This is a genomic window from Vibrio sp. SG41-7, assembly GCF_014164465.1.
GTDB classification, from domain to species: Bacteria; Pseudomonadota; Gammaproteobacteria; order Enterobacterales; family Vibrionaceae; genus Vibrio; species Vibrio splendidus.
This window is the reverse complement of record NZ_JACJFF010000026.1, coordinates 23,447-44,879: the sequence shown is the minus strand read 5'-3', so window position 1 is coordinate 44,879 and position 21,433 is coordinate 23,447. Positions and strand designations below refer to the sequence as shown.

The 21,433-nt window shown below is 45.4% G+C and carries 22 protein-coding genes; all 22 read right to left on the bottom strand.

Translation table 11 applies throughout. The annotated features are described in order from the left end of the window. Positions 1-79: 79 nt before the first annotated feature. Positions 80-865 carry a VacJ family lipoprotein gene (locus tag H5300_RS09570; RefSeq protein WP_017076800.1) on the bottom strand — a complete coding sequence of 262 codons (786 nt, stop codon included), beginning with the start codon at positions 863-865 and terminating at the stop codon, positions 80-82. A 124-nt stretch (positions 866-989) separates the two neighbouring features. Then, positions 990-2,210 carry a c-type cytochrome biogenesis protein CcmI gene (gene ccmI, locus H5300_RS09565; protein WP_182795847.1) on the bottom strand — a complete coding sequence of 407 codons (1,221 nt, stop codon included), beginning with the start codon at positions 2,208-2,210 and terminating at the stop codon, positions 990-992. Continuing rightward, positions 2,210-2,698 (bottom strand): cytochrome c-type biogenesis protein, encoded by a 489-nt coding sequence (locus H5300_RS09560; RefSeq protein ID WP_004736036.1) that lies wholly within the window; start codon positions 2,696-2,698, stop codon positions 2,210-2,212. The genes ccmI and H5300_RS09560 overlap by 1 nt, the downstream gene beginning before the upstream one ends. Further along, positions 2,695-3,246 (bottom strand): DsbE family thiol:disulfide interchange protein, encoded by a 552-nt coding sequence (locus H5300_RS09555; RefSeq protein WP_017076803.1) that lies wholly within the window; start codon positions 3,244-3,246, stop codon positions 2,695-2,697. The genes H5300_RS09560 and H5300_RS09555 overlap by 4 nt, the downstream gene beginning before the upstream one ends. 5 nt (positions 3,247-3,251) lie before the next feature. Further along, complete coding sequence (locus H5300_RS09550) at positions 3,252-5,222, bottom strand: heme lyase CcmF/NrfE family subunit (protein WP_182795846.1); 1,971 nt, start codon at positions 5,220-5,222, stop codon at positions 3,252-3,254. After that, the gene (gene ccmE, locus H5300_RS09545; protein WP_017076805.1) at positions 5,219-5,701 is read right to left on the bottom strand and encodes a cytochrome c maturation protein CcmE; all 483 of its coding nucleotides are present in this window, start codon (positions 5,699-5,701) and stop codon (positions 5,219-5,221) included. The genes H5300_RS09550 and ccmE overlap by 4 nt, the downstream gene beginning before the upstream one ends. Continuing rightward, complete coding sequence (gene ccmD, locus H5300_RS09540) at positions 5,698-5,904, bottom strand: heme exporter protein CcmD (RefSeq protein ID WP_004736230.1); 207 nt, start codon at positions 5,902-5,904, stop codon at positions 5,698-5,700. The genes ccmE and ccmD overlap by 4 nt, the downstream gene beginning before the upstream one ends. A 14-nt stretch (positions 5,905-5,918) precedes the next feature. After that, positions 5,919-6,659 (bottom strand): heme ABC transporter permease, encoded by a 741-nt coding sequence (locus H5300_RS09535; protein WP_004736229.1) that lies wholly within the window; start codon positions 6,657-6,659, stop codon positions 5,919-5,921. A gap of 178 nt (positions 6,660-6,837) precedes the next feature. Further along, positions 6,838-7,506, bottom strand: coding sequence for a heme exporter protein CcmB (ccmB, locus tag H5300_RS09530; RefSeq protein ID WP_004736228.1), 669 nt, complete (start codon positions 7,504-7,506; stop codon positions 6,838-6,840). Position 7,507: 1 nt separating this feature from the next. Next, the gene (gene ccmA / locus H5300_RS09525) at positions 7,508-8,125 is read right to left on the bottom strand and encodes a cytochrome c biogenesis heme-transporting ATPase CcmA (protein ID WP_012603450.1); all 618 of its coding nucleotides are present in this window, start codon (positions 8,123-8,125) and stop codon (positions 7,508-7,510) included. Between the two features lie 278 nt (positions 8,126-8,403). Then, complete coding sequence (locus H5300_RS09520) at positions 8,404-8,916, bottom strand: DUF2802 domain-containing protein (protein WP_017090989.1); 513 nt, start codon at positions 8,914-8,916, stop codon at positions 8,404-8,406. Then, on the bottom strand, positions 8,916-9,410 hold the full coding sequence (locus tag H5300_RS09515; protein ID WP_004736225.1) for a chemotaxis protein CheW: 495 nt from the start codon (positions 9,408-9,410) through the stop codon (positions 8,916-8,918). The genes H5300_RS09520 and H5300_RS09515 overlap by 1 nt, the downstream gene beginning before the upstream one ends. 74 nt (positions 9,411-9,484) lie before the next feature. Next, the gene (locus tag H5300_RS09510) at positions 9,485-10,558 is read right to left on the bottom strand and encodes a chemotaxis protein CheW (protein ID WP_182795845.1); all 1,074 of its coding nucleotides are present in this window, start codon (positions 10,556-10,558) and stop codon (positions 9,485-9,487) included. Beyond that, positions 10,545-11,327: a ParA family protein gene (locus tag H5300_RS09505; protein WP_017076808.1), complete on the bottom strand. Its 783-nt coding sequence runs from the start codon at positions 11,325-11,327 to the stop codon at positions 10,545-10,547. The genes H5300_RS09510 and H5300_RS09505 overlap by 14 nt, the downstream gene beginning before the upstream one ends. A 10-nt stretch (positions 11,328-11,337) precedes the next feature. Then, positions 11,338-12,459, bottom strand: coding sequence for a chemotaxis response regulator protein-glutamate methylesterase (locus H5300_RS09500; RefSeq protein WP_017076809.1), 1,122 nt, complete (start codon positions 12,457-12,459; stop codon positions 11,338-11,340). A 13-nt stretch (positions 12,460-12,472) separates the two neighbouring features. Continuing rightward, entirely contained in the window at positions 12,473-14,647 is a 2,175-nt protein-coding gene (locus H5300_RS09495; RefSeq protein WP_182795844.1) for a chemotaxis protein CheA, read from the bottom strand. 9 nt (positions 14,648-14,656) lie between these two features. Then, positions 14,657-15,388, bottom strand: coding sequence for a protein phosphatase CheZ (locus H5300_RS09490; protein WP_004736219.1), 732 nt, complete (start codon positions 15,386-15,388; stop codon positions 14,657-14,659). Positions 15,389-15,494: 106 nt separating this feature from the next. Further along, positions 15,495-15,863 carry a chemotaxis response regulator CheY gene (gene cheY / locus H5300_RS09485; protein ID WP_016767062.1) on the bottom strand — a complete coding sequence of 123 codons (369 nt, stop codon included), beginning with the start codon at positions 15,861-15,863 and terminating at the stop codon, positions 15,495-15,497. A gap of 42 nt (positions 15,864-15,905) precedes the next feature. Then, on the bottom strand, positions 15,906-16,640 hold the full coding sequence (locus H5300_RS09480) for an RNA polymerase sigma factor FliA (protein WP_017076812.1): 735 nt from the start codon (positions 16,638-16,640) through the stop codon (positions 15,906-15,908). Next, positions 16,633-17,520, bottom strand: a complete 888-nt coding sequence (locus tag H5300_RS09475; protein WP_004736216.1) for a MinD/ParA family protein — start codon at positions 17,518-17,520, stop codon at positions 16,633-16,635. The genes H5300_RS09480 and H5300_RS09475 overlap by 8 nt, the downstream gene beginning before the upstream one ends. 13 nt (positions 17,521-17,533) lie before the next feature. Further along, positions 17,534-19,117 (bottom strand): flagellar biosynthesis protein FlhF, encoded by a 1,584-nt coding sequence (gene flhF, locus H5300_RS09470; RefSeq protein WP_182795843.1) that lies wholly within the window; start codon positions 19,115-19,117, stop codon positions 17,534-17,536. Positions 19,118-19,144: 27 nt separating this feature from the next. Next, positions 19,145-21,244: a flagellar biosynthesis protein FlhA gene (gene flhA, locus H5300_RS09465; RefSeq protein WP_182795842.1), complete on the bottom strand. Its 2,100-nt coding sequence runs from the start codon at positions 21,242-21,244 to the stop codon at positions 19,145-19,147. Positions 21,245-21,433: the final 189 nt, after the last annotated feature.

Here is a 21,433-nt window from a genome sequence, read left to right as displayed (position 1 = left end):
AAAGTAGCAAATATAAAAAAGGCTCGATGTTATTTTCAACATCAAGCCTTTCTTTTATCAGTTATTCAAAATCTTATATCTAGTAATCTTCTAGGTATCCGTCAATGAAATCTTCTTCTTCCAGATCGACTTCTTCCGGTTCGATTTCGGCTTTAAAGTCACGACGCTGAATGTAAACTTCACGAGTCAGAGCATATGGATCTGGCGAGTCATCCAACAAAGCTTCTTGAGAAACTAACTGAGCTCGAGTCTCCATACCTTCAAATGCCCACTTTCCGAGGCTCGCCCAGAAGTTCAACAGAGCTAAAGGCACATATAAACTATCCACTTGCTCCGTCACTTCACGAGTCGTAATAGGACCATAACCCGGCACCATAAAGTACGGCCCATTCCCTACCCCATAATGACCAATCGCATCAGAAAACGACTTGTCGTCATATTTGGTGATACCCGCTTCACTGGCAATATCGATTAGGCCCAACAGGCCAAAAGTTGAGTTAATCCAAAAACGGTTGAAATGGTCGAGTGCTTTCTCGCCATTACCCATGAATATGTTGTTCACCATGCTCGCAGGTTCGTCTAAGTTGGCTAAAAAATTTGATATACCAGAACGAACTGGAACAGGGGTGTAGCCAACATAAGCGAGTGAAACAGGACGAACTAAATAAGGATCAAGATATTCGTAGTTGATATCCCACATTGCTCGGTTGAACCCTTCGAAAGGGTCATTCGGGTGGGACTCTTCGACGTATTCAGAGGTTTCGAGGTTATTATCGTTCGTGCTTTCATCTGGCGCGCTAGAACAGCCCACCGTTAAGCTTGCGATAAAAAGTAAACTCGAGAGTCTTAAAACACTGACAGACATATCACCTTTTCCATAAGGAATTCATATAATAAAAAAGGCCAGCAATCGCTGGCCTCAATTGGTTGCGTAAGTCTATACCGTTTGTTGCAAAATCGGAATAGCTAACACCTATGCAAAATGATGATTAATATTGCTTATTGATATTAATGGCCACTGGAGCACCCAGTTCAACCACTTCACTTTCACCGTACCAATCACCATCGCGAGTTGAAACGTTACCATCTGTATCAAGCCTAGCTCTAACCATCAGAGTTTCAAGGCTAGACAACTTAGATCCTTCCATCATGCTGTTACCATCATCGAGAACAACAGTGCGTGGGAAAGAACCCAATGGGTAACGGGCTGCAGCGACCGGCATTGGTGAGCCATCAGCTCTATGTACTGAAACAACCAACACAGACTTAGGGTCAGCGTTCACATCGCCAGACAGCTCAAGTGTTACTGCAACACTCTTACCTTGGTCAACACCCATAGTGTCGCCCATTTTCTTCTGAGCACTTTCAATACTGCGTGACAACATCTCGTAGCGACTGTCTTGTGGACCAATCATCTGTTGCATGATGCTCCAGTACTTCACAGCACCCGGGTAATCTTGACGTTCAAAAGAATCAAACGCTAGCAGTGAGAACACTCGAAGGTCGACATAATCGTTTTGGATCAAACGGCTCAAAATCAAACGCGCTTGGTTTTGATCGGCTTCATCAGGTGAAAGCATCAGTGCTTGAGCAAAACCTAGCTGAACATCTTCATTCTTAGGCTCAAGTTTATAAGCTCTTTCCATAGAATCTTTCGCTGTTTCAGCGTCACGGTTTGCTAATGCAATACGGCCAAGCAGTAACCAACCAGTTGAATCTTTTGGTTGATAGTGAAGACGAGTACGAAGCGCTAGAGTCAAATCTTCAAGTTCATCATCGGTAAGCGTTCCACCTTCTGATGACATTAACTTTTTAGACAACTCAGGAAGGTTCGAACTCACTTCTTGCCAGTGTTGAACCTTGTCTAATGCACCAAACTGAAAGTACATACCGTAGGTAACAACCAAAACAAGAATCACTGATGGTACAACGACACCCAGCGTAGATATTTGTGTTCTCTTGATTTTTTCTTGCGTTGGAACGTCATCAAGTAGCGACTGTTTTAAGTCAGCGATCAGTTCTTGCTGGTTATCAACAAGGCCTTCTTCAGCTTCTACTTCTAATTCAACTAAGCGATCTTTATAGAAGGCTTTATTCAACTCATCGCGAAGCACGTCATCGTTGTTTTCTTTCTTATTCAAGAAAGGCAGAACAATCAATAAAACTGCGGCTAGCGAAAGGACAATTGTAGAAATCCAAAATAGAGTCATTACTGTTTATCTCCGTCGTTCTCTTCGTCGAGTAACGCTTTTAAACGTGCTTCTTTGTCTGCATCCCAGTCTTTATTGGACTCTACTGCTTTTGATTTTGACTTTCTGCTTCGTAAAACAATCAAACCAAAACCTAATACAACAACCGCAAACGGACCAACCCATAGGATCGATGTGGCTAAGGTCAGTGGTGGGTTGTACGTTACAAAGTTACCGTAACGAGCAATCATATAATCAATAATTTCTTGCTCAGACTTGCCATCTTTTGTCATCTCATACACTTTTTGACGCAAGTCGACCGCAAGTTCCGCGTTCGAATCACCAATCGTGTTGTTCTGACATTTTGGGCAACGAAGCGTATTGCTCAAATCTTTAAATTGTTGCTCTTGATCAACCGTATCAAACTCATGAAATTCGATAGGCGCAGCCGTTACCGACGCAGAGATAGCGAAGGTGGCAAACATTGCTACAAGTGTTTGTTTAATCATTTCGCCTCCTCCAATAACTCTTGGTACATCGGCTGAAGCGTCGATGCCCAGTTAGTCGGGTTCACGTCACCAACATGGCGGTAACGAACCACGCCGCTGGCATCAATGAGGAAGGTCTCAGGAGCGCCATATACGCCAAGGTCAAGACCTAACATACCGTTACCATCGAACAAGCTGATTAAGTACGGGTTGCCCAGTTCTTTTAACCAACCAACCGCTTTATTACGATCATCTTTGTAGTTAAGACCAATAATCTTAACGCCTTGATCCGCTAACTTATTCAGGTAAGAGTGCTCTGCATAACAAGTAGGACACCAAGTCGCCCACACATTAAGAAGCAGAGGCTCACCTTTAAAGATAGCTTGATCATGAAACTTACCCGGCTGTTCCAAATCCTCTAGGCCAAACTCAGGAACCTGCTTACCAATCAATACGGATTCAAGTTTAGTCGGGTCATCACCCGACTGGTTACGCATCAATTGAGTTGCAAAGATTCCAGCTAGAACCATGAACGCAATCAATGGAATGAATAAAATCTTCTTGTTCATTCGAATTAAGCCTCCTGCTCTTGAGCCGATTTTTTCGTTGGCTTACGGAAACGGTAACGACGGTCACTAATGGCAATCACACCACCAATCGACATGATCAAAGAACCTGCCCAGATCCAACGTACAAATGGTTTGTAGTAGATACGTACAGCCCAAGATTTGTTGTCGTCTAAACGCTCACCCATTGCGATATAAAGGTCGCGCGTTACGCCACGATCAATCGCCGCTTCAGTCATCATAGACTTAGCTGTAGTGTAGAAACGTTTTTCAGCGTGAAGCGTGTTGATGTATTTGCCTTCTTTGGTAATCTCAAAGTCAGCAATGTAACCATCATAGTTAGGGCCGTCTTTGTCACGAACCCCTGTAAACAGGAAGCTATATTCTTCAAGTTGGTAGCTTTCGCCTGGCGCTAAACGCACATCACGTTCGATGCTGTAGTTTTGTACCATCGCGATACCGATCACTGTTACAGCTAAACCCATGTGACCACAGATCATTTCCCAATGGCTACGAGGTAGCTTAGTTAGGCCTTTCATGAAGGTATGACGGTGTGTTGCACGCTCATGCAGCTCAAAGCCGTGCATGAAGAAGATCCAGAACGCCATCACCCAACCAGCAAAAGCAGTACCACTGAAGCGGTCAGCTAGCATGGTCACCATTAGTGCACTTAAACCTAACGAGAAGATACCCGAAACTAACATTGGCTTAATAAGCTTAGACAGGTTGTCACGTTTCCAACGGATCAGTGGACCGATACCCAATAGGAACGAGAACGGGATCATTAACCAGAAGAACAACATATCAAAGAATGGTGCACCGATTGAAACCGAGCCCAGCCCTAATTGCTTATGAACAAGTGGTAACAACGTACCCACTAGCACAACCACTAACGCAGCAATCAATAAGATATTGTTGCCGAGTAGTGCGTTTTCACGAGAAACCAAATCAAAGTTACCACGGACACGAACCGATGCGCCTTTAACAGCAAACAACAGCAGTGAACCACCGATAACGAACACTAGGAAACCTAGAATAAACATACCACGAGCAGGATCTGACGCGAATGCGTGAACCGATACCAAGATGCCCGAACGAACTAAGAATGTACCTAGTAAGCTTAAAGAGAATGCAGAGATAGCCAGCAATACTGTCCAGGCTTTAAATGTGCCACGCTTTTCTGTTACCGCAAGCGAGTGCATCAGCGCTGTACCAGCCAACCAAGGCATGAATGAAGCGTTTTCTACTGGATCCCAGAACCACCAGCCACCCCAGCCAAGTTCGTAGTAAGCCCACCATGAACCAAGTGCGATACCTACCGTTAGGAATAACCAAGCAGCGATTGTCCAAGGACGAGACCAACGAGCCCAAGCCGTATCTAGACGACCGCTCATTAGAGAAGCAATAGCGAAAGAGAACGCAACCGAGAAACCTACATAACCCATGTAAAGCATAGGCGGGTGAATAATCAAACCCGGGTCTTGCAGTAATGGGTTCAAGTCACGGCCATCGACAGGAAAGTAAGGCAGTGTACGTAAGAACGGGTTAGACGTTACGATAATGAACAGCAAGAAGCCGACAGTAATCAAGCCCATGATAGCCAGTACGCGAGCCACAGACTCTTGAGGCATACCACGGCTAAACGTCGCTACTGCAACCGTCCAACCCGCTTGGATAAGAACCCAAAGCAGTAATGAACCTTCATGAGCACCCCAAACCGCTGTGATTCGGTAGTACCAAGGAAGTTGGCTATTCGAGTTACTTGCTACGTATTGAACCGTAAAATCATTGGTGTAGAACGCGTAGCACAAGATAAAAAACGAAATCGCTAGGAATCCGAACATACCCCATGATAGCGGTCGTGCACTATTCATTAATAATGTGTTATTTCGAGCTGCCCCATACAGCGGGAGCACACTCAATAGCAATCCCAGCCCTAAGGACAGGATCATGGCAAAGTGGCCGATCTCGGCTATCATTGAGCACTTCCTTCTTTTTGTTCTGTCGAGTACTGCATTGGCTCATGGGTTTTCTTCATTGCTTCAGCAACTTCAGAAGGCATGTACTCTTCATCGTGTTTCGCTAAGACTTCGAAAGCTTCAATTGTTGTCGCATCTTTCAGAACGCCTTGAGCAACAATACCTTGCCCTTCACGGAAAAGATCAGGAAGAATGCCATCGTATAAAATCGTTACTTTAGGACCAACATCTTTCAAGTCAAAACTTACACGTAGTGATTCGTTGTCACGGCTTACAGAACCGACTACAACCATGCCACCAATACGCAGACGTTGGCCAACTTCAGGTTTCTTGCCGTCTTTGCCGTTAACAAGCTCAGTTGGCGTGTAGAACAGATCCATGTTCTGGTTAAGCGCATAAACCATTAATCCAACAGTTGCACTGATACCAAAAAAGATCGCTAAGACAATGCCCAGCCTCTTTTTACGTCTTGGGTTCATAGAGTGTTCTCCATATTTTTTGCTGCATCGATACGAGCTTGACGATCAATCTTAGCTTGTACTTCATTTAGTAATTGCTTACCACGACGAACGCTTAAGACCAGTAAAATGATCATCGCGAGGAATGTGATTCCAAATGCACTCCATACATATGAGGCGTAGCCACCCATGGCAAAGAAATCACTCAGAGATTCAAAATACATAATTACCTACCCTACTACGCTTTATCAGCCGCGAGTTTACGAACCCACGGACGGTGACTTTCTTTACTGATGATTTCGTTTCTAAAACGAACCATAGTCACAGCACCAAAGAAAAAGGCGAAGCCGAAGATGTTGAGAAGAAGCGGCCATAGCATGTCACTTGAAATAGAAGGCTGATCGAACTTAGTAATCGTCGCGCCTTGGTGAAGTGTATTCCACCACTCTACTGAAAAGTGAATGATAGGTAGGTTGATGACACCAACGATCGCCAAAATACCTGCTGCTTTCGCTGCGGTTTTTTGGTCGTCAAACGCGTGGTGTAGTGCAATCACACCCAAGTATAGGAATAGAAGAATCAGCTCTGAGGTCAAACGTGCATCCCAAACCCACCAAGCACCCCACATTGGTTTACCCCAAACAGCACCAGTTAGCAGCGCTATGAAGGTAAAAACAGCACCAATAGGCGCCATAGCCAATGCAGCCATGTCTGATAATCTCACCTGCCATACCAAGCCGATAAATGCCGCAATTGCCATCGACATGTATACGCCCATCGACCAAATTGCAGACGGAACATGGATATAGATGATACGGAAGCTATCGCCTTGTTGGTAATCAGAAGGCGCAAATGCAAGCCCCCACACAGTACCTACTGATAGACACAATAGCGCTAGGATAGAGAACCATGGCAGAAGTTTACCAGCAAGCTGATAAGAGGTTTCTGCTTTGGCATAGGGATGGAGCCATTTCCACATGTTGTAATCTCACTCTTACTTCATATTGCTTACAGCTATCACAGCTATAATTATTATAATTTATTTGGCTTACTGTCTCTTTCAGTGACTCTATGAGTTTAAAAGCTTCAATTAGTTCACTCTGAACAAACAAAGTGGAAGTGAGCGCTTGGTTAGCTAGTTTTAATCAGATAATTAACTAGTTAACACTCACTCTCAGCGCTGCGCTTATGGCAAATGGTGTGAGCGTCATTGCGCCCATTAGCATTGCCCCTAACACAGCTAATTGTCCGTTATACGCAACGCCTAGTGCTGCCGCATCAATCGCGGATGTAGCAAATATAAGAATTGGGATATACAACGGCAAAATAAGCAGACTTAACAGCACACCGCCTTTTTGTAATCCAACCGTTAAAGCGACACCAATCGCACCAATAAAGCTTAATGCAGGCGTACCAACCAATAACGTTAAGACCACCGATAACCAAGTATCGAAATCCAAGGACAGCAGTACCGCTAACAACGGACTGATCAATATTAATGGTAACCCTGTCAATAACCAGTGCGCTATGACCTTGGACAATACTACCAACTGCAACGGGATGGGCATCAGCATCATCTGCTCGAGGGCGCCATCTTGGAAATCATCTCGGAATAATCGTTCGAGAGAGAGTAATGCAGAAAGTAAAGCAGCAACCCAAACAATGCCCGCTGCGATACGCGCAAGTAGGTTTGGCTCAGGGCCGATACTCAATGGGAAAAGGGTGATGACAATGATAAAAAACCACAGAGGGTTAAAGATATCGGCTTGGCGACGAAATGCGATCAACAGCTCACGTCGAATGATCGTTGTCATTGAAGAAATCATATTACTCACCCAACTTTATTTTTCTTAGTTTCGGGCTATCAGCAAACATGTCTTGGTGTGTGGTTAATAACACAATGCCACCGTTGTCTGCATGCTGAGAAAAAAGAGACTCAAGAACTTTAACGCCCTGCTTATCAATGGCAGTCAGCGGTTCATCTAGAATCCACAACATTTGCTTACTTAACCACAGACGAGCCAATGCTACACGGCGCTGTTGACCCGCCGAAAGTTGACCTGCAGGCACGTCTTCTCGTCCAGCAAGGCCGACTTGAGCCAATGCATTGTAAAGTTCTTCCTTACTCGTTCCACTGCTGTGAATCGATTGATAGAAGCTCAGGTTTTCATAGGCACTAAGCTCGCGTTTTACGCCAGTTTGGTGACCAAGAAAAAGCAAATTTTGGTGATACACATCTCGACTCGTTTCAATGGACTCACCATCCCAAGAGATAGTGCCTTCATCACGATCACCTAAGCCGGTGATAATCCTAAGGAGTGTCGTTTTCCCAGTACCGTTACGACCTTCAACTTGAACCAGCTCACCGGGTTTCAATTGAAAAGACAACGATTCAAATAGAACCCTGTCGTCACGAATAGCAGTTAAATTTGAGACTTCAAGCATAGGTAAATTTAGTCGAGTAATGAAAGGGCTATAGTAGCACACCAATATGGTGACAAAACAGGACTAGGCGTTTTCGATAGAACAAACTCCGTAAGAAACTGTTACCACCGCATCACAATTTACACATTTTCATCAACAAACAAGATACTGCCTTAGATACAAGCACTTATAAACATCGTTCTATATAGAGCTGTCAGGCACAAAAAAAGAAGCCGAAGCTTCTTTTAAGAGGAGTGCACGATAAACATCAATTACTCAATACGCAGCGAGCGCTCGATTTAACGACGTCGAGTTGGGTCTCTGCGCTTATGAGATGCATCTGGTTGCTCATCGTACGATGAAGGGTTACTTCTTAGCGAAGGAATTTTTTCCTTACCCGCGAGCTTATTCTGCAGAGACATCATCAGCTCAGCTTCAGCTTTAGGTAATTCACACTCTTCGATCAGTTCGTTTATCCCTGCACCAAGCTGAACCATCTTCGTTGCACGCGTGTACAAGCGCCCATCGGTATCAACATGTTCCAGCTCTACAATGCGTTCATTCAAGTGCTTTATTAGATCTTGCTGTTCCGTCACTTTCTGACCAAGGCCAACCACGACAGAGCGAACCTCAAGCAATTGCTTGCTCGATTTTTGAAGCTCTTTGTCCAAGTTACGAACTTGCAGGCGTGACTGATCGAGCTGCTTTTGAATCGCACGTTTTACTTTGCTAATCAAAATCACGATGAATAACGTAAAAACCCCGACTCCGGCAATCAGAGCAACAGGGCTTAAAGGAAGCGCTTCAAACATTACAGGTGAGCCATCTCATCCCATTCGTCTTCGCTTAGTAGTTTGTTTAGATCTACTAAGATAAGCAGCTTGCCATCACGGTTACTTACACCTTGGATGAACTTAGCACTTTCATCAGTACCAACACTTGGAGTAGTGTCGATTTCGGAAGAACGTAGGTAAACCACTTCAGCAACGCTGTCTACTAGAATGCCAATGACTTGACGCTCAGATTCAATAACGATGATACGAGTGTTGTCTGTGATTTCACCTTGCATCAAACCAAAGCGAGAACGAGTGTCGATAACAGTAACAACGTTACCACGCAGGTTAATAATACCTAGAACGTAATCTGGAGCACCCGGTACTGGAGCAATTTCACTGTAGCGAAGTACTTCACGTACCTGCATAACATTAATGCCGTAAGTTTCTTCTTCTAGCTGGAATGTCACCCATTGAAGTACTTCATCATTGGTTGGGTCTTTTCTTACTTCAATTTCACTCATATGAGACATATTTAATCCTCTTGCCGTCGTTACCGACCACTATTATTAACTTGATGCGTTTATTGTTAGCCTAATGCTTATTACTAGCTTAATGCTTTTACATCTAGCCCTGCGTTTAGCATGGCGATCAATGCTTCAACATGAATCAAAGCACACATTTTTTCTTTTACCATACCAGCGAGCCATGGGCGTTTACCTGCCATTTCTCGCCAACGAACTTTATCTGTATTAAGAAGCTCGGTACCTTTAAGTTCAGTACCCGCAAGCCCCCATAAGCTTTCGCCAAGCATCACTATATATTGATAGTTTTCTTTGTATTCATCATTCGTTAGTTTCTCAGGCATCACCCACTTTGCGGTGTCGACCACATCTAACTGACTATCTCGATTTGTTTGCAAACCTAAATACCAAGCAGGCTTACCAATCAAATGGCTTAGCTCTTCAAGGCGATGAATACCACCAAGCTCATCAAGAGGAACAGCAAATGTTACCCCGTTGACGTCAAAATACAGTACCTGAAAATCTTCTGTTCGAGCCGTAGTTTCCCAAGAGGTAAACCGTTCAATACCGCCAGATTGAGTTTCAAGCTCAACCTCGGGTTCACTGATAGATTCAATTTCTGACTCTTCAGTGTGAGTTCCGTCTTGCTGAGCTTCAACGTGCGACTCTTCAGCTATTGGTGACTCAGCTTGCTGCTCAATTGGTCGTTCAACAGGTCGATCAACAACCATTGACGAATCTGACTCTGGGAGGTTCCAATCTTGAATCTCAGGCTCTACAGAAAGCTGAACGGATTCCACCGCCGCATCAAACATCTGCATGTCTGCTTGCTGAGCGATTTTCTGCGTGTTCTGATCCATTAATTCATCAAGATTCAGTTCATCAACCACGTTCGTCGCTTCTAAGCGGCTCAGTAATTTTTGAACGTCTTCCAGATTGGGCACTTCAAATTCAGCTTCTCGTAACTCGGCATAGGTCGAGTAACTCGAATGTTTGGGCTCTGGCTCTGCAGATGATGACTCATCGCTGGTCTCGTCAACAAAAAATTCGTCAGAATCCAGCATTTCATCACCTAACAGCGCAGTAAAGTAATCATCAAGTGCTTGTTCACTTGATAAACTTGATCGCGCCATTGTTGATTCTTTATTCGCGCTCATTTATCGCCAGCCTTTCGAGATAAATAAGCAGCTGTTTGTAAGCAAATACACCACGACTACCCGATGCAAAATGAGATGCTGGTAAGCGCTTTAGGCTAGCATCTCGAAACTTAGTGTCTATCGGCACAGCGGATGTCCAAACTTGATTTGGATAATCTTCTTTTAGCTGAGTTAATGTTTGCAGTGATGCTTTAGTTCGCTTGTCGTACATCGTTGGGACAATCGTCACCTTAAACGGTGTTTTGCGAGACTTCTGCATGATAGCCAAAGTGCGAATCATGCGCTCTAAGCCCTTCATTGCCAAAAACTCAGTCTGTACCGGAATCAAAATACGGTCACTGGCAGCCAATGCGTTGACCATCATCACACCCAAGATCGGCGGACAATCGATAAGCACATAGTCATAGTCGTCTTTCAAAGCGGCTAAAGCACGCTTCAAGATCAACCCCATACCGCTTCGATTTCCCATCACACGGTCTAATGTTGCCAAAGACATGTGCGCGGGAATAATATCGATACCTTCGACTTCCGTTTGTAAAATCAAAGGTCTTACTGTCGGCGCGTTAAACTCACGCAACTGAAATAGATCAAACAGACTCGATTCCACCGTATCTGAGTCGTAACCCAGATAAGTGGTTAGTGATGCATGCGGGTCAGTATCAACCAACAGAACACGGTGCCCCTTCAACGCAAGTAAACCTGCCAGGGTCACGGTCGAGGTCGTTTTACCAACACCACCTTTTTGGTTTGCAACACTCCAAACAATCATTTCGATTTACCTAAGCTAACCCAACTTCAACCAAAATCCTTTCCGCAATGCGGTCTAGAGGGAGGTCTTCAGTAGAAATGCCAGCTTTTGCTACAGCTTGAGGCATACCATATACAACACAACTATCTTCGTCTTGCGCCCAGATTGTCGAGCCCGCAGTTTTTAACATACGCGAACCTTCTCGACCATCAGCGCCCATACCGGTCAGTATCATAGACAAGACTTTGTCACCGTAGATCTTCGCTGCAGAGCCGAAGGTTACATCCACACAAGGTTTGTAATTCATTCGGTCGCCGCCATCGATAATTCTTAAGCGAGCAGATCCTGCACGGCCGTCAACCATCATCTGTTTACCACCAGGAGCAAGATAAGCCACTCCAGGTTTCAACACATCTCCGTCTTGTGCTTCGCGAACCTCAATCTTGCATAAGGTATTCAGTCGGCTAGCAAAAGCGGCGGTGAACGTTGCTGGCATATGCTGAACTAACACAATCGGATGTGGGTAGTGTGCAGGGATGCGCGTCAAAATTTTCTGTAGTGCAACCGGGCCACCTGTAGAGGTACCAATTGCAGTTAATTGATACTTTTTACCCGAAGCTCTGAATTTCGCCGTTGATGCAACCGCTGGTTTCACTGCTGAAGCTGCTGCTGAAATCGGTTGGCGCAATGGTGTTGAAGTTGTTGCTGGTGTAGCTGTAGCGCGTGGCGCAATAGGAGCACGGCGCATAAACGCACGCTTTGCTGCAATCTGAATCACACGTTGTTGAAGCAATGCGACAGCATCATCACGGTTACGTGCGATGTCTTCAAACTTCTTAGGTAGGAAGTCTAGAGCACCAGCGTCTAACGCATCTAACGTTGCTCTCGCACCATCATGCGTTAGCGATGAAAACATTAAAATAGGCGTTGGCGACGCAGCCATGATTTCACGAACGGCTGTGATGCCGTCCATGACAGGCATTTCGATGTCCATCGTGATTACGTCAGGTCTCAGCTGTTTCGCTTTCTCAACCGCTTCTTTACCGTTTACTGCTACATCAATGACTTCTAGGCGAGCCTCTGAGTTGATGATCTCGCTAACGCGACGACGAAAAAAACTCGAATCATCAACGACTAATACTTTAATCGCCATATTTATCCTTAAATTAAATTCTTGACGCAGCTGCGTACTGCTTCAACAAGTCCGGCACATCTAGAATCAATGCAATGTGTCCATCACTTGTAATTGTCGCGCCTGCCATTCCTGGCGTGCCCTGTAGTAGTTTATCAAGTGGTTTGATAACAACTTCTTCTTGGCCAATAAGCGTATCAACAACAAAACCAACACGTTGGCTACCAAGTTGTACGATAACAACATGGCCGTGTCCTTTACGCGATTCCACAATACCCGCTTTAGGTGCCAGCCAGTTTTGCAAGTAGAACAACGGAATAGACTTATCGCGAACGATAATCGTCAGCTGGCCATCAACCACGTTTGTGCGGCTTAAATCTAGGTGGAAGATCTCGTTTACAGAAGCCAGTGGCAATGCAAATGGATGTCCGGCAACACCGACCATCAAGGTTGGTAGAATCGCCAGCGTCAATGGAACCTTGATCGTGATCTTGGTGCCTTGTCCCATTTCTGAATCAATATCAATCGAGCCATTCAGTGTGTTGATCGCTGTTTTCACAACGTCCATACCTACACCACGGCCAGAGATATCCGAGATCTGCTCCTTGCTTGAAAAGCCAGGTGCAAAAATAAGATTGAAACACTCTTTGTTTGATAAGCGAGACGCTGCATCTTCATCCATCAGACCGCGTTTAACCGCAATAGCACGAAGCTTATCAGGGTCCATACCGCCACCGTCATCAACGATAGCCAGTTCAATATGGTCACCTTCTTGCGAGGCAGATAGAATCACTTTACCCGTTTGTGATTTGCCAGCTGCAATACGGGCTTCAGGCATTTCAATACCGTGATCCACAGAGTTTCTCACTAAGTGAATCAGTGGATCGGCAAGTGCTTCAACTAAATTCTTATCAAGATCCGTTTCTTCCCCGCGCATTTCAAGAACAATGTCTTTCTTCAAACTACGAGCAAGGTCGCGGACAACTCGTGGGAAACGACCAAAAACTTTCTTGATCGGCTGCATACGAGTCTTCATTACCGCACCTTGGAGGTCTGCGGTAACAACATCTAAATTCGAGACAGCTTTTGCCATCTCTTCATCGTTACTGTTTAAGCCAAGGCTCACAAGTCGATTACGAACCAACACCAGCTCACCCACCATATTCATGATGGTATCCAGTGTTGACGTGTCGACACGAACTGTAGCGTCGGCTTGTTGTTTCTTCGCTGGCGCTTTAACTTCAGCTTTCGCTGGTGCTTCTTTAACAGCGACCGGTGCAGATGGCTTAGGTGCTGCTTGTGGAGCCGGCACTGGAGCAATAGGCTTCGCTGCAGCAGGTTTAGTTGCTGCATCTAGCTCTTCAATAGTTGGTCCATTACCTGAACCATGTAACTGGTCTAGTAGCTTCTCAAACTCTTCGTCGCTCATCAGGTCATCACCTTCAGACATCGCCGAAACGGGTGCGGAAGAAGGTGCTGGCGGAGGAGGAGGCGGTGAACCTACTGCCGTCGGGCTCTTGCCCGCACCATGCAGTTCATCTAATAACTTTTCGAATTCGTCATCCGTAATATCACCGCTCTCAGCAACCGGCTGAGGAGCAACAGGAGCTGGCGGCGGTGTTGGTACAGAAGATGCTGTTGGTGAACCACCTTTACCATGAAGCTCATCAAGCAGACGCTCAAACTCATCTTCAGAGATATCATCCACTGAAGATGCACTAATGCTTGCGCTTTCGACGATCGGTTCAGCAGGCGCTTCAAAAACGGGTTCAGCGATTACTGGTGCAGGGGCTTCTACTTGAGCAGCTTCATCGGCAGACTGTGGTTTACAGAGGCGGTGAAGTTCATCCAATAAAGCTTGATCAGCTGGCACTAAAGGTTCCTGATCTTGCACGGCTTGAAACTGTACATTCACTGTATCTAGAGCCTGTAGCATGGTATCCATCAAACCTGATGTTACGCTGCGCTGGCCGTTTCGTAGAATGTCGAACACATTCTCAGCACCATGACAAGTATCCACCAGCTCAGTCAATGCTAGGAAACCAGCACCACCTTTTACTGTATGGAAACCACGGAAAATAGCATTTAATAGGTCTTTGTCGTCAGGGTTATTCTCAAGCTCTACCAGTTGTTCTGATAGGAGTTCAAGGATCTCTCCTGCTTCGACTAAAAAGTCCTGAAGAATATCTTCGTCTAAATCGTAGCTCATACGTTACCTTTAAAATCCAAGACTGGATAACAAATCGTCGACTTCATCTTGAGATGCAACAGCATCTTCACGCTCTTCTGGGTTCAGAATTGGACCTTCAGGCGCAATAGATGCTTTCTTCTCTGACTCTGGAGTTGGCTCTGTTTGATTCGCACCGAATACGGTGAGAATCTCGACCAAACGTCCTTCAACCTCATTCACCAAGGTAATAACTTTGCTAATTATCTGCCCAGTTAAATCTTGGAAATCCTGAGCCATCAAGATTTCAGTCAATTGTCCACGCAGTTCAGTACTATCGCCTTCTACTTGGACAAGCAATCCATCAATGCGGTGACATAAAGCTTTAAATTGTGCCAGCTCAATGCGGCCATGCATCAGTTCATTCCATTGAGGCCTTACTTGAAGTAAACACTCGTGTAGGTTGTCTGCAATTGGCATACAACGATCGACAGCGTCCATCGTCTTATTTGCCGCAACTTCCGTTTTATCAATGACATATTGAAGGCGATCCCTTGCGTCAGGGATTTCATCATTTGCGATAACGCTAATGCGCTCATCGAAATTGAATTGAGTCAAAGAGTCATGGAGGTCGCGAGTCAAACTTCCTATTTCTTGAAGCATTGGATTGTCTTGAAGACTAAAATTGTCTTCATAAATGCTTCTAACAAGAGAATCAGCATCTTGCTGCTTATCGTTCTCAAGCAGCTCTACTAATTTTTTTGCTTGTTCTAATGAAATCATCCTGAGTTCGGCCTTACTCCACATACTTTGTGCGCTTAGGCTATCGAGATAAACAGAGATCTTATCGGTCAGTGCTTGCCTAGAAGTGCCTAAAACTTATTGATGCTTATAAGCGATCAAAAATCTTATCAAGTTTCTCTTTCAGCGTTGCAGCAGTGAAAGGCTTCACAATGTAACCATTAACACCCGCTTGCGCTGCTTCGATGATCTGCTCACGCTTCGCTTCCGCAGTGATCATAAGCACTGGAAGGTGCTTAAGTTCTGCATCTGCGCGAATGTGTTTAAGCAGGTCAATACCTTGCATGCCTGGCATGTTCCAGTCAGTTACCACGAAATCAAATTCGCCTTTTTTCAGCATAGGTAACGCGGTTAAGCCATCGTCTGCTTCTTGAGTGTTGTTGAAACCTAAATCGCGAAGTAGGTTTTTAACAATTCGGCGCATCGTTGAAAAATCATCAACAATGAGAATTTTCATGTTTTTGTTCAAATTAGCCTCCACTGAATAGAATCAGTGTTGTTAGTCGTTCTGTGTCCAAGCACTTAACTTAGTGCGTAAACGCTGCATAGATTGGCTCAGTATTTGGCTGACACGAGATTCGCTGACACCTAGTACTTCCCCAATCTCTTTTAAATTGAGTTCTTCGTCGTAATAAAGCGAAAGCACGAGGCCTTCCCTTTCCGGAAGTTGTTTTATCGAATCGATCAAAGCTTGACGAAATGACTCATCAGCAACCCCTTGAAAAGGCGTGTTATCTTGAGAGTCTTCATTCGGAGATATTACATCATCTGAGACGCCTAAATCTTCGATTCCGACAAGTCTTGAGCAATTAATATCAGTTAAAGCGTTGTGGTACTGGTCTAAACTCAGCCCCATGTGCTTTGCCACTTCGGCATCACTTGGGTCGCGATTGAGGGTACCCTCTAATTCCGCGATTGCACTGCTGATTTCTCGATTGTTTTTATGAACCGATCTCGGCACCCAGTCACCACGTCGAATGTCATCCAACATAGCTCCGCGAATCCGAATACCTGCATACGTCTCAAAGCTTGCGCCTTTGGTACCATCATAGTTTTGTTGCGCTTCAATCAAGCCAATCATGCCAGCTTGAATTAAGTCATCAACCAAGACATTAGGCGGTAATCGCCCCAACAAGTGATGAGCGATACGTTTAACCAACACAGAATACTTCTCAAAAAAAGCCTGTTGGCTATTGTGATTAGCATGTTGATCGTAAGTAAGCGCTTTATTCACCAAATGGTTCCTCTATAAATTCAGTACGATTCAGCAGCCTTTCAACAAAGAACTCCAAGTGTCCACTTGGCGTTTTTGGTATTGGCCAGGTCAATGCTTTATTAGCCAAAGAGCTGATTGCCAATGCAGCTGGAGAGCGAGGGTACGCATCTACTACGATTTTCTGTCTCTTGACTGATTGACGTACTTTATCATCTAAAGGAATACATGCTACGAGTTCGAGGCTCACATTCAAGAAGCGCTCTGTGACCAAAGTCAACTTTGCAAATAATTCTCGGCCTTCGCGGTAGCTTCTGACCATATTTGCAACAATTTTGAATCGCTGAACTTGGTGCTCTCGGCTCAAAAGCTTGATCAGTGCATATGCATCAGTGATTGAGGTAGGCTCATCACAGACCACAACAACCACGTCTTGCGCCGCTCTTGAGAAGCTAATTACCATGTCTGAAATACCCGCAGCGGTATCAACCAACAAGATATCCATCTCATCTTCAAGCGAACCAAATGCACGAATCAACCCAGCATGTTGAGCGTGTGAAAGTTCAGTCATGCTTTGCGTGCCAGATGTCGCTGGAATAATTCTAATTCCGTGCGGCCCTTCGACAATCGCATCCTTAAGTTCACATTCGCCAGCCAACACATGACCCAGGTTTCGTTTAGAACGAATGCCCAGCATGATGTCTACGTTAGCCAGCCCTAAGTCGGCGTCCAGTACCATGACTTTCTTGCCTTGGCGAGCCATACAAATAGCCATACCTAACGTCACATTCGATTTACCGACGCCTCCCTTACCACCGGTTACAGCGATAACTTTTGTGAGTGAAGGCTTGGTTAAGCGACGGAGGCCGCTAGCTTGATCGTGTATCATATTCTCATTCATATTTATCCGCCGCCTAGAGCCCTTCAGAATCGCTATTCCAGTAATGAGGTTCATTCTCTGTAGATTTTTCTAATAACTCATTAGCCTTAGCAATCATATACTTTGGCTGAGCTATGACGATATCTTCAGGAACTCGTTGACCATTTGCTATGTAAGCAACTGGTAATGCATTTTGTATTACCACACTGATGAACTCACCCAAGCTAAGGGATTCATCCAGCTTAGTCAGGATACATCCCGACAACGGGATTCTTCTAAAGTGTTCAATGGTTTCTTGTAGTACTTTGCGCTGTGCGGTTGCAGGCAACACAAGGTAACTATTGATAACGGAACCACTCTCTTGCATCAATGTGTCTAACTGCTCAGATAGGCGAACATCTCGTTGTCCCATGCCTGCAGTATCGACCAGAATCAGGCGACGATTACGTAACTGATATATTACATCGGCCAATTCACTAGAATCTTTAGCAACTCTTACAGGACAACCCATAATTCGACCATAAATCGATAACTGCTCATGTGCACCTATACGATATGTATCCGTTGTCACTAGTGCGACGTTGTCGGCGCCATATTCCATGGCTGCGCGTGCAGCTAGCTTAGCAACCGTCGTTGTTTTACCTACGCCAGTCGGGCCCAACAAGGCCACAATACCACCGCGTTTTAAAATATCTTTTTGCGTGACAGAGATCTGGTCAGCAACCAGTGCTAACAAAGCCTTCCATGCACGTGCCGGCTTGGTATCTTCAGGAATGTAACAGGCCATTTGATCGGCAAGCTCGGCAGATACACCCATACGCTCAAGGCGTTTGATAAGCATTGCTCTGAGCGGTTCACGACGCTCAACTTCTTGCCACATTAGCCCTGATACTTGATGCTCTAATAGACGACGAATTGAGGTCATCTCTTCACGCATCGTCTCCATTTCAGCATCTGAACCTTTCGACTGAGGGTTTTCACGACCACGATCATAACGGGTAGGATCCAAACGAGGTGTTGGACGCTCTACTCTGCGGTCTTCGGCAATCAATTTAGATAAGCCTGTTTCACGAGCAAATGCTGAATCGAGGCTCCCGTGAGATTGCTGGTTACCAGAAGACTGATGGTTGCCAGAAGATTGTTGATTGCCAAGAGACTGACGATTACTATGTGGCTGATGATTGCTATGCGGCTTATGACCCGTGCTGGATTGGCGATTTAGCAATGCTGACAACGAGTCTTCGTTTTCAGCGCGGTGTTGTGGCTCATCATCGGCGCCATGACTGTATTGCTTTAGCATATTCGCAAAGCGTTTAGTCATTGAGCGTCCACCTTCAGCACTTGTCTGTAGGCTAACCTTGTCATCGTCTAGTTGACGACGCCCTGCCGGTGCTGCGGGCGCGGCCATTTGCGTATATTGGCTTTGCGCAGGCTGCTGAGGTTTATTTAATCTCTGGCTCGCTGTCGACGGGCTAGATTCGCCATCAATAGCGGCAACAATTTCCACGCCACCTGCGACCTTTTTGTTAGACATGATCACCGCTTCTGAGCCAAGTTCTTCTTTAACTTGGAGCAGTGCGGTTCGCATATCTTTTGCAAAAAATCGTTTAATTTTCAATTCGATCGTCCGTTCTAATTAGGCGGCTTAATTACCAACAGCTTGTACTATACGTATCTGCTTTTCGTCCGGTATCTCTTGGTAAGATAACACTCTCAAGCTTGGGATCGTGTTCTTCACGAACTTAGCCAGAGTTGAACGCAATACACCAGAGGTCAGTAGCACTGCTGGTTCACCTTTCAGCTCTTGCTCTTGTGTGGCATGGCTGAGTGAGGTCTGTAAACGTTCGGCTAAACCAGGTTCAATACCAGCAGATTCTCCGCCGGATGCCTGCATGGTTTGATGCAAGATTTGTTCCAGCTCTGGAATCAAGGTTATCACGGGTAGTTCTGGCTCTATACCATTGATTTCTTGAACAATTAGTCGTTTCAAAGAGATACGAACAGCCGCCGTAAGTATGTCAGGTTCTTGACTCTTACTTGAGTACTCCGACAAAGTTTGGACTATTGTTCGAATATCACGAATTGGAATGGCTTCATTCAATAGGTTCTGTAGCACTTTCACAACGACGCCAAGCTGTAACTGGTCCGGTACAAAGCCTTCCACCAGCTTAGGCGTTGAACGGCTAAGCATCTCAAGTAAGTTTTGTACTTCTTCGTGACCAATCAGTTGTGATGCGTTATTCGTTAGCTGTTGACTGAGGTGAGTGGCCAACACGGTTGATGAATCAACAACCGTGTAACCTAAGGCTTGCGCATGTTCACGCTGCTCTTCACGAATCCACACAGCTTCTAGACCAAAGGCAGGGTCAATCGTCGGCTCACCATCGATCATTCCATACACTTGGCCTGGGTTAATGGCTAATTCCATATCCGGCTTAATCTCAGCCTCACCAACCGCAACCCCCATTAAGGTGAGTCGGTAACTGTTTGGCGTCAATTCTAGGTTATCGCGGATGTGTACTGCTGGGATCAAGAAACCAAAATCTTGAGACAGCTTCTTACGCACCCCTTTAACGCGTTCAAGCAATTCGCCACCTTGGTCTCTGTCAACTAGAGGAATCAAGCGGTAGCCAACTTCTAAGCCAATAATATCAACAGGCTGAACATCATCCCACGAAAGTTCTTTCTGAGAACCCGTCTCCCCACTCGCTTCAACCGTAGCTGGAAGGTTGGGTTGTTCAGCTTTTTTCTTGTTCTTTTTATCAATGTAATAGGCACCTGCACCTGCAACGGCAGCAAGGCTCAAGAACGAGAAATGAGGCATACCCGGCACAATACCCATGATGCCAAGGATAGCGGCGGTGATCATCAAGGATTTAGGGTTATCGAACAATTGGAAGAAGAGCTGTTGCCCCATATCTTCATCAGTATTTTGACGCGTTACCATCATCGCAGCAGCGATAGAAAGGAGTAGAGACGGAATTTGAGCAACCAGACCATCACCGATAGTCAGTAGCGTGTAGATTTCGATCGCTTCACCAAAACCAAGGTCAAACTGAACCATACCAATACTCAAGCCACCAATAATGTTGATGAACAAGATCAAGATACCAGCGATCGCATCACCTTTAACAAACTTAGATGCACCGTCCATTGAACCGTAGAAATCGGCTTCTTTGGTCACTTCAAAACGTCGAGTACGAGCCTGATCTTGGTCGATCAAACCTGCATTTAAGTCGGCATCGATTGCCATCTGCTTACCCGGTAAAGCATCAAGGGTAAAACGTGCACTTACTTCCGAGATACGACCCGCACCTTTGGTGACAACCATGAAGTTGATGATCATCAGGATCAAGAACACCACCAAACCAACCGCATAGTTACCACCGATAACCACGTTACCAAAGGCTTCAATAACGTTACCGGCAGCGTCACCACCCTCATGGCCATGGAGCAATACCACACGTGTCGAAGCAACGTTCAGGGCCAAGCGGAGCAGAGTCGCAATCAGGAGTACGGTCGGGAATGCAGCGAAGTCTAAAGGCCGACGGGTATAAACCGAAACCAATAGCACAACCATAGACAGTGCAATGTTGAAGGTGAAGAACATATCCAACAAGAAAGCTGGAATGGGCAACACCACCATAGCAAGCGTTGCAAGCACCATAACAGGCGCGCCAATCGCAGGCATGGCACGGTTAGGAATTTTAGGTAGCTTGTCCGCAAAAGGCAGGGTGAATTTCATAAATCTAGGCAGTTTCGCTATGTTGTAGCTATCTCACTAAGCAGATTGAGGCCTAGGTCTAAGCTATGTTGCTATGGGCTAATATGTTCGGAATTGATATAGCAAACACTGTACCAACATCTCACGTCAAATTATCGCCATCACCTCGAAAACAAGATGGGTAGCTAAGTTGCTATTATCAGGGTTCAT

Coding starts and splice junctions, on each gene's coding strand:
- H5300_RS09570 (WP_017076800.1), bottom strand. CDS start 865: ATGTCTGTCAGTGTTTTAAGACTCTCGAGTTTACTTTTTATCGCAAGC.
- ccmI (WP_182795847.1), bottom strand. CDS start 2,210: ATGACTCTATTTTGGATTTCTACAATTGTCCTTTCGCTAGCCGCAGTT.
- H5300_RS09560 (WP_004736036.1), bottom strand. CDS start 2,698: ATGATTAAACAAACACTTGTAGCAATGTTTGCCACCTTCGCTATCTCT.
- H5300_RS09555 (WP_017076803.1), bottom strand. CDS start 3,246: ATGAACAAGAAGATTTTATTCATTCCATTGATTGCGTTCATGGTTCTA.
- H5300_RS09550 (WP_182795846.1), bottom strand. CDS start 5,222: ATGATAGCCGAGATCGGCCACTTTGCCATGATCCTGTCCTTAGGGCTG.
- ccmE (WP_017076805.1), bottom strand. CDS start 5,701: ATGAACCCAAGACGTAAAAAGAGGCTGGGCATTGTCTTAGCGATCTTT.
- ccmD (WP_004736230.1), bottom strand. CDS start 5,904: ATGTATTTTGAATCTCTGAGTGATTTCTTTGCCATGGGTGGCTACGCC.
- H5300_RS09535 (WP_004736229.1), bottom strand. CDS start 6,659: ATGTGGAAATGGCTCCATCCCTATGCCAAAGCAGAAACCTCTTATCAG.
- ccmB (WP_004736228.1), bottom strand. CDS start 7,506: ATGATTTCTTCAATGACAACGATCATTCGACGTGAGCTGTTGATCGCA.
- ccmA (WP_012603450.1), bottom strand. CDS start 8,125: ATGCTTGAAGTCTCAAATTTAACTGCTATTCGTGACGACAGGGTTCTA.
- H5300_RS09520 (WP_017090989.1), bottom strand. CDS start 8,916: ATGTTTGAAGCGCTTCCTTTAAGCCCTGTTGCTCTGATTGCCGGAGTC.
- H5300_RS09515 (WP_004736225.1), bottom strand. CDS start 9,410: ATGTCTCATATGAGTGAAATTGAAGTAAGAAAAGACCCAACCAATGAT.
- H5300_RS09510 (WP_182795845.1), bottom strand. CDS start 10,558: ATGAGCGCGAATAAAGAATCAACAATGGCGCGATCAAGTTTATCAAGT.
- H5300_RS09505 (WP_017076808.1), bottom strand. CDS start 11,327: ATGATTGTTTGGAGTGTTGCAAACCAAAAAGGTGGTGTTGGTAAAACG.
- H5300_RS09500 (WP_017076809.1), bottom strand. CDS start 12,459: ATGGCGATTAAAGTATTAGTCGTTGATGATTCGAGTTTTTTTCGTCGT.
- H5300_RS09495 (WP_182795844.1), bottom strand. CDS start 14,647: ATGAGCTACGATTTAGACGAAGATATTCTTCAGGACTTTTTAGTCGAA.
- H5300_RS09490 (WP_004736219.1), bottom strand. CDS start 15,388: ATGATTTCATTAGAACAAGCAAAAAAATTAGTAGAGCTGCTTGAGAAC.
- cheY (WP_016767062.1), bottom strand. CDS start 15,863: ATGAAAATTCTCATTGTTGATGATTTTTCAACGATGCGCCGAATTGTT.
- H5300_RS09475 (WP_004736216.1), bottom strand. CDS start 17,520: ATGAATGAGAATATGATACACGATCAAGCTAGCGGCCTCCGTCGCTTA.
- flhA (WP_182795842.1), bottom strand. CDS start 21,244: ATGAAATTCACCCTGCCTTTTGCGGACAAGCTACCTAAAATTCCTAAC.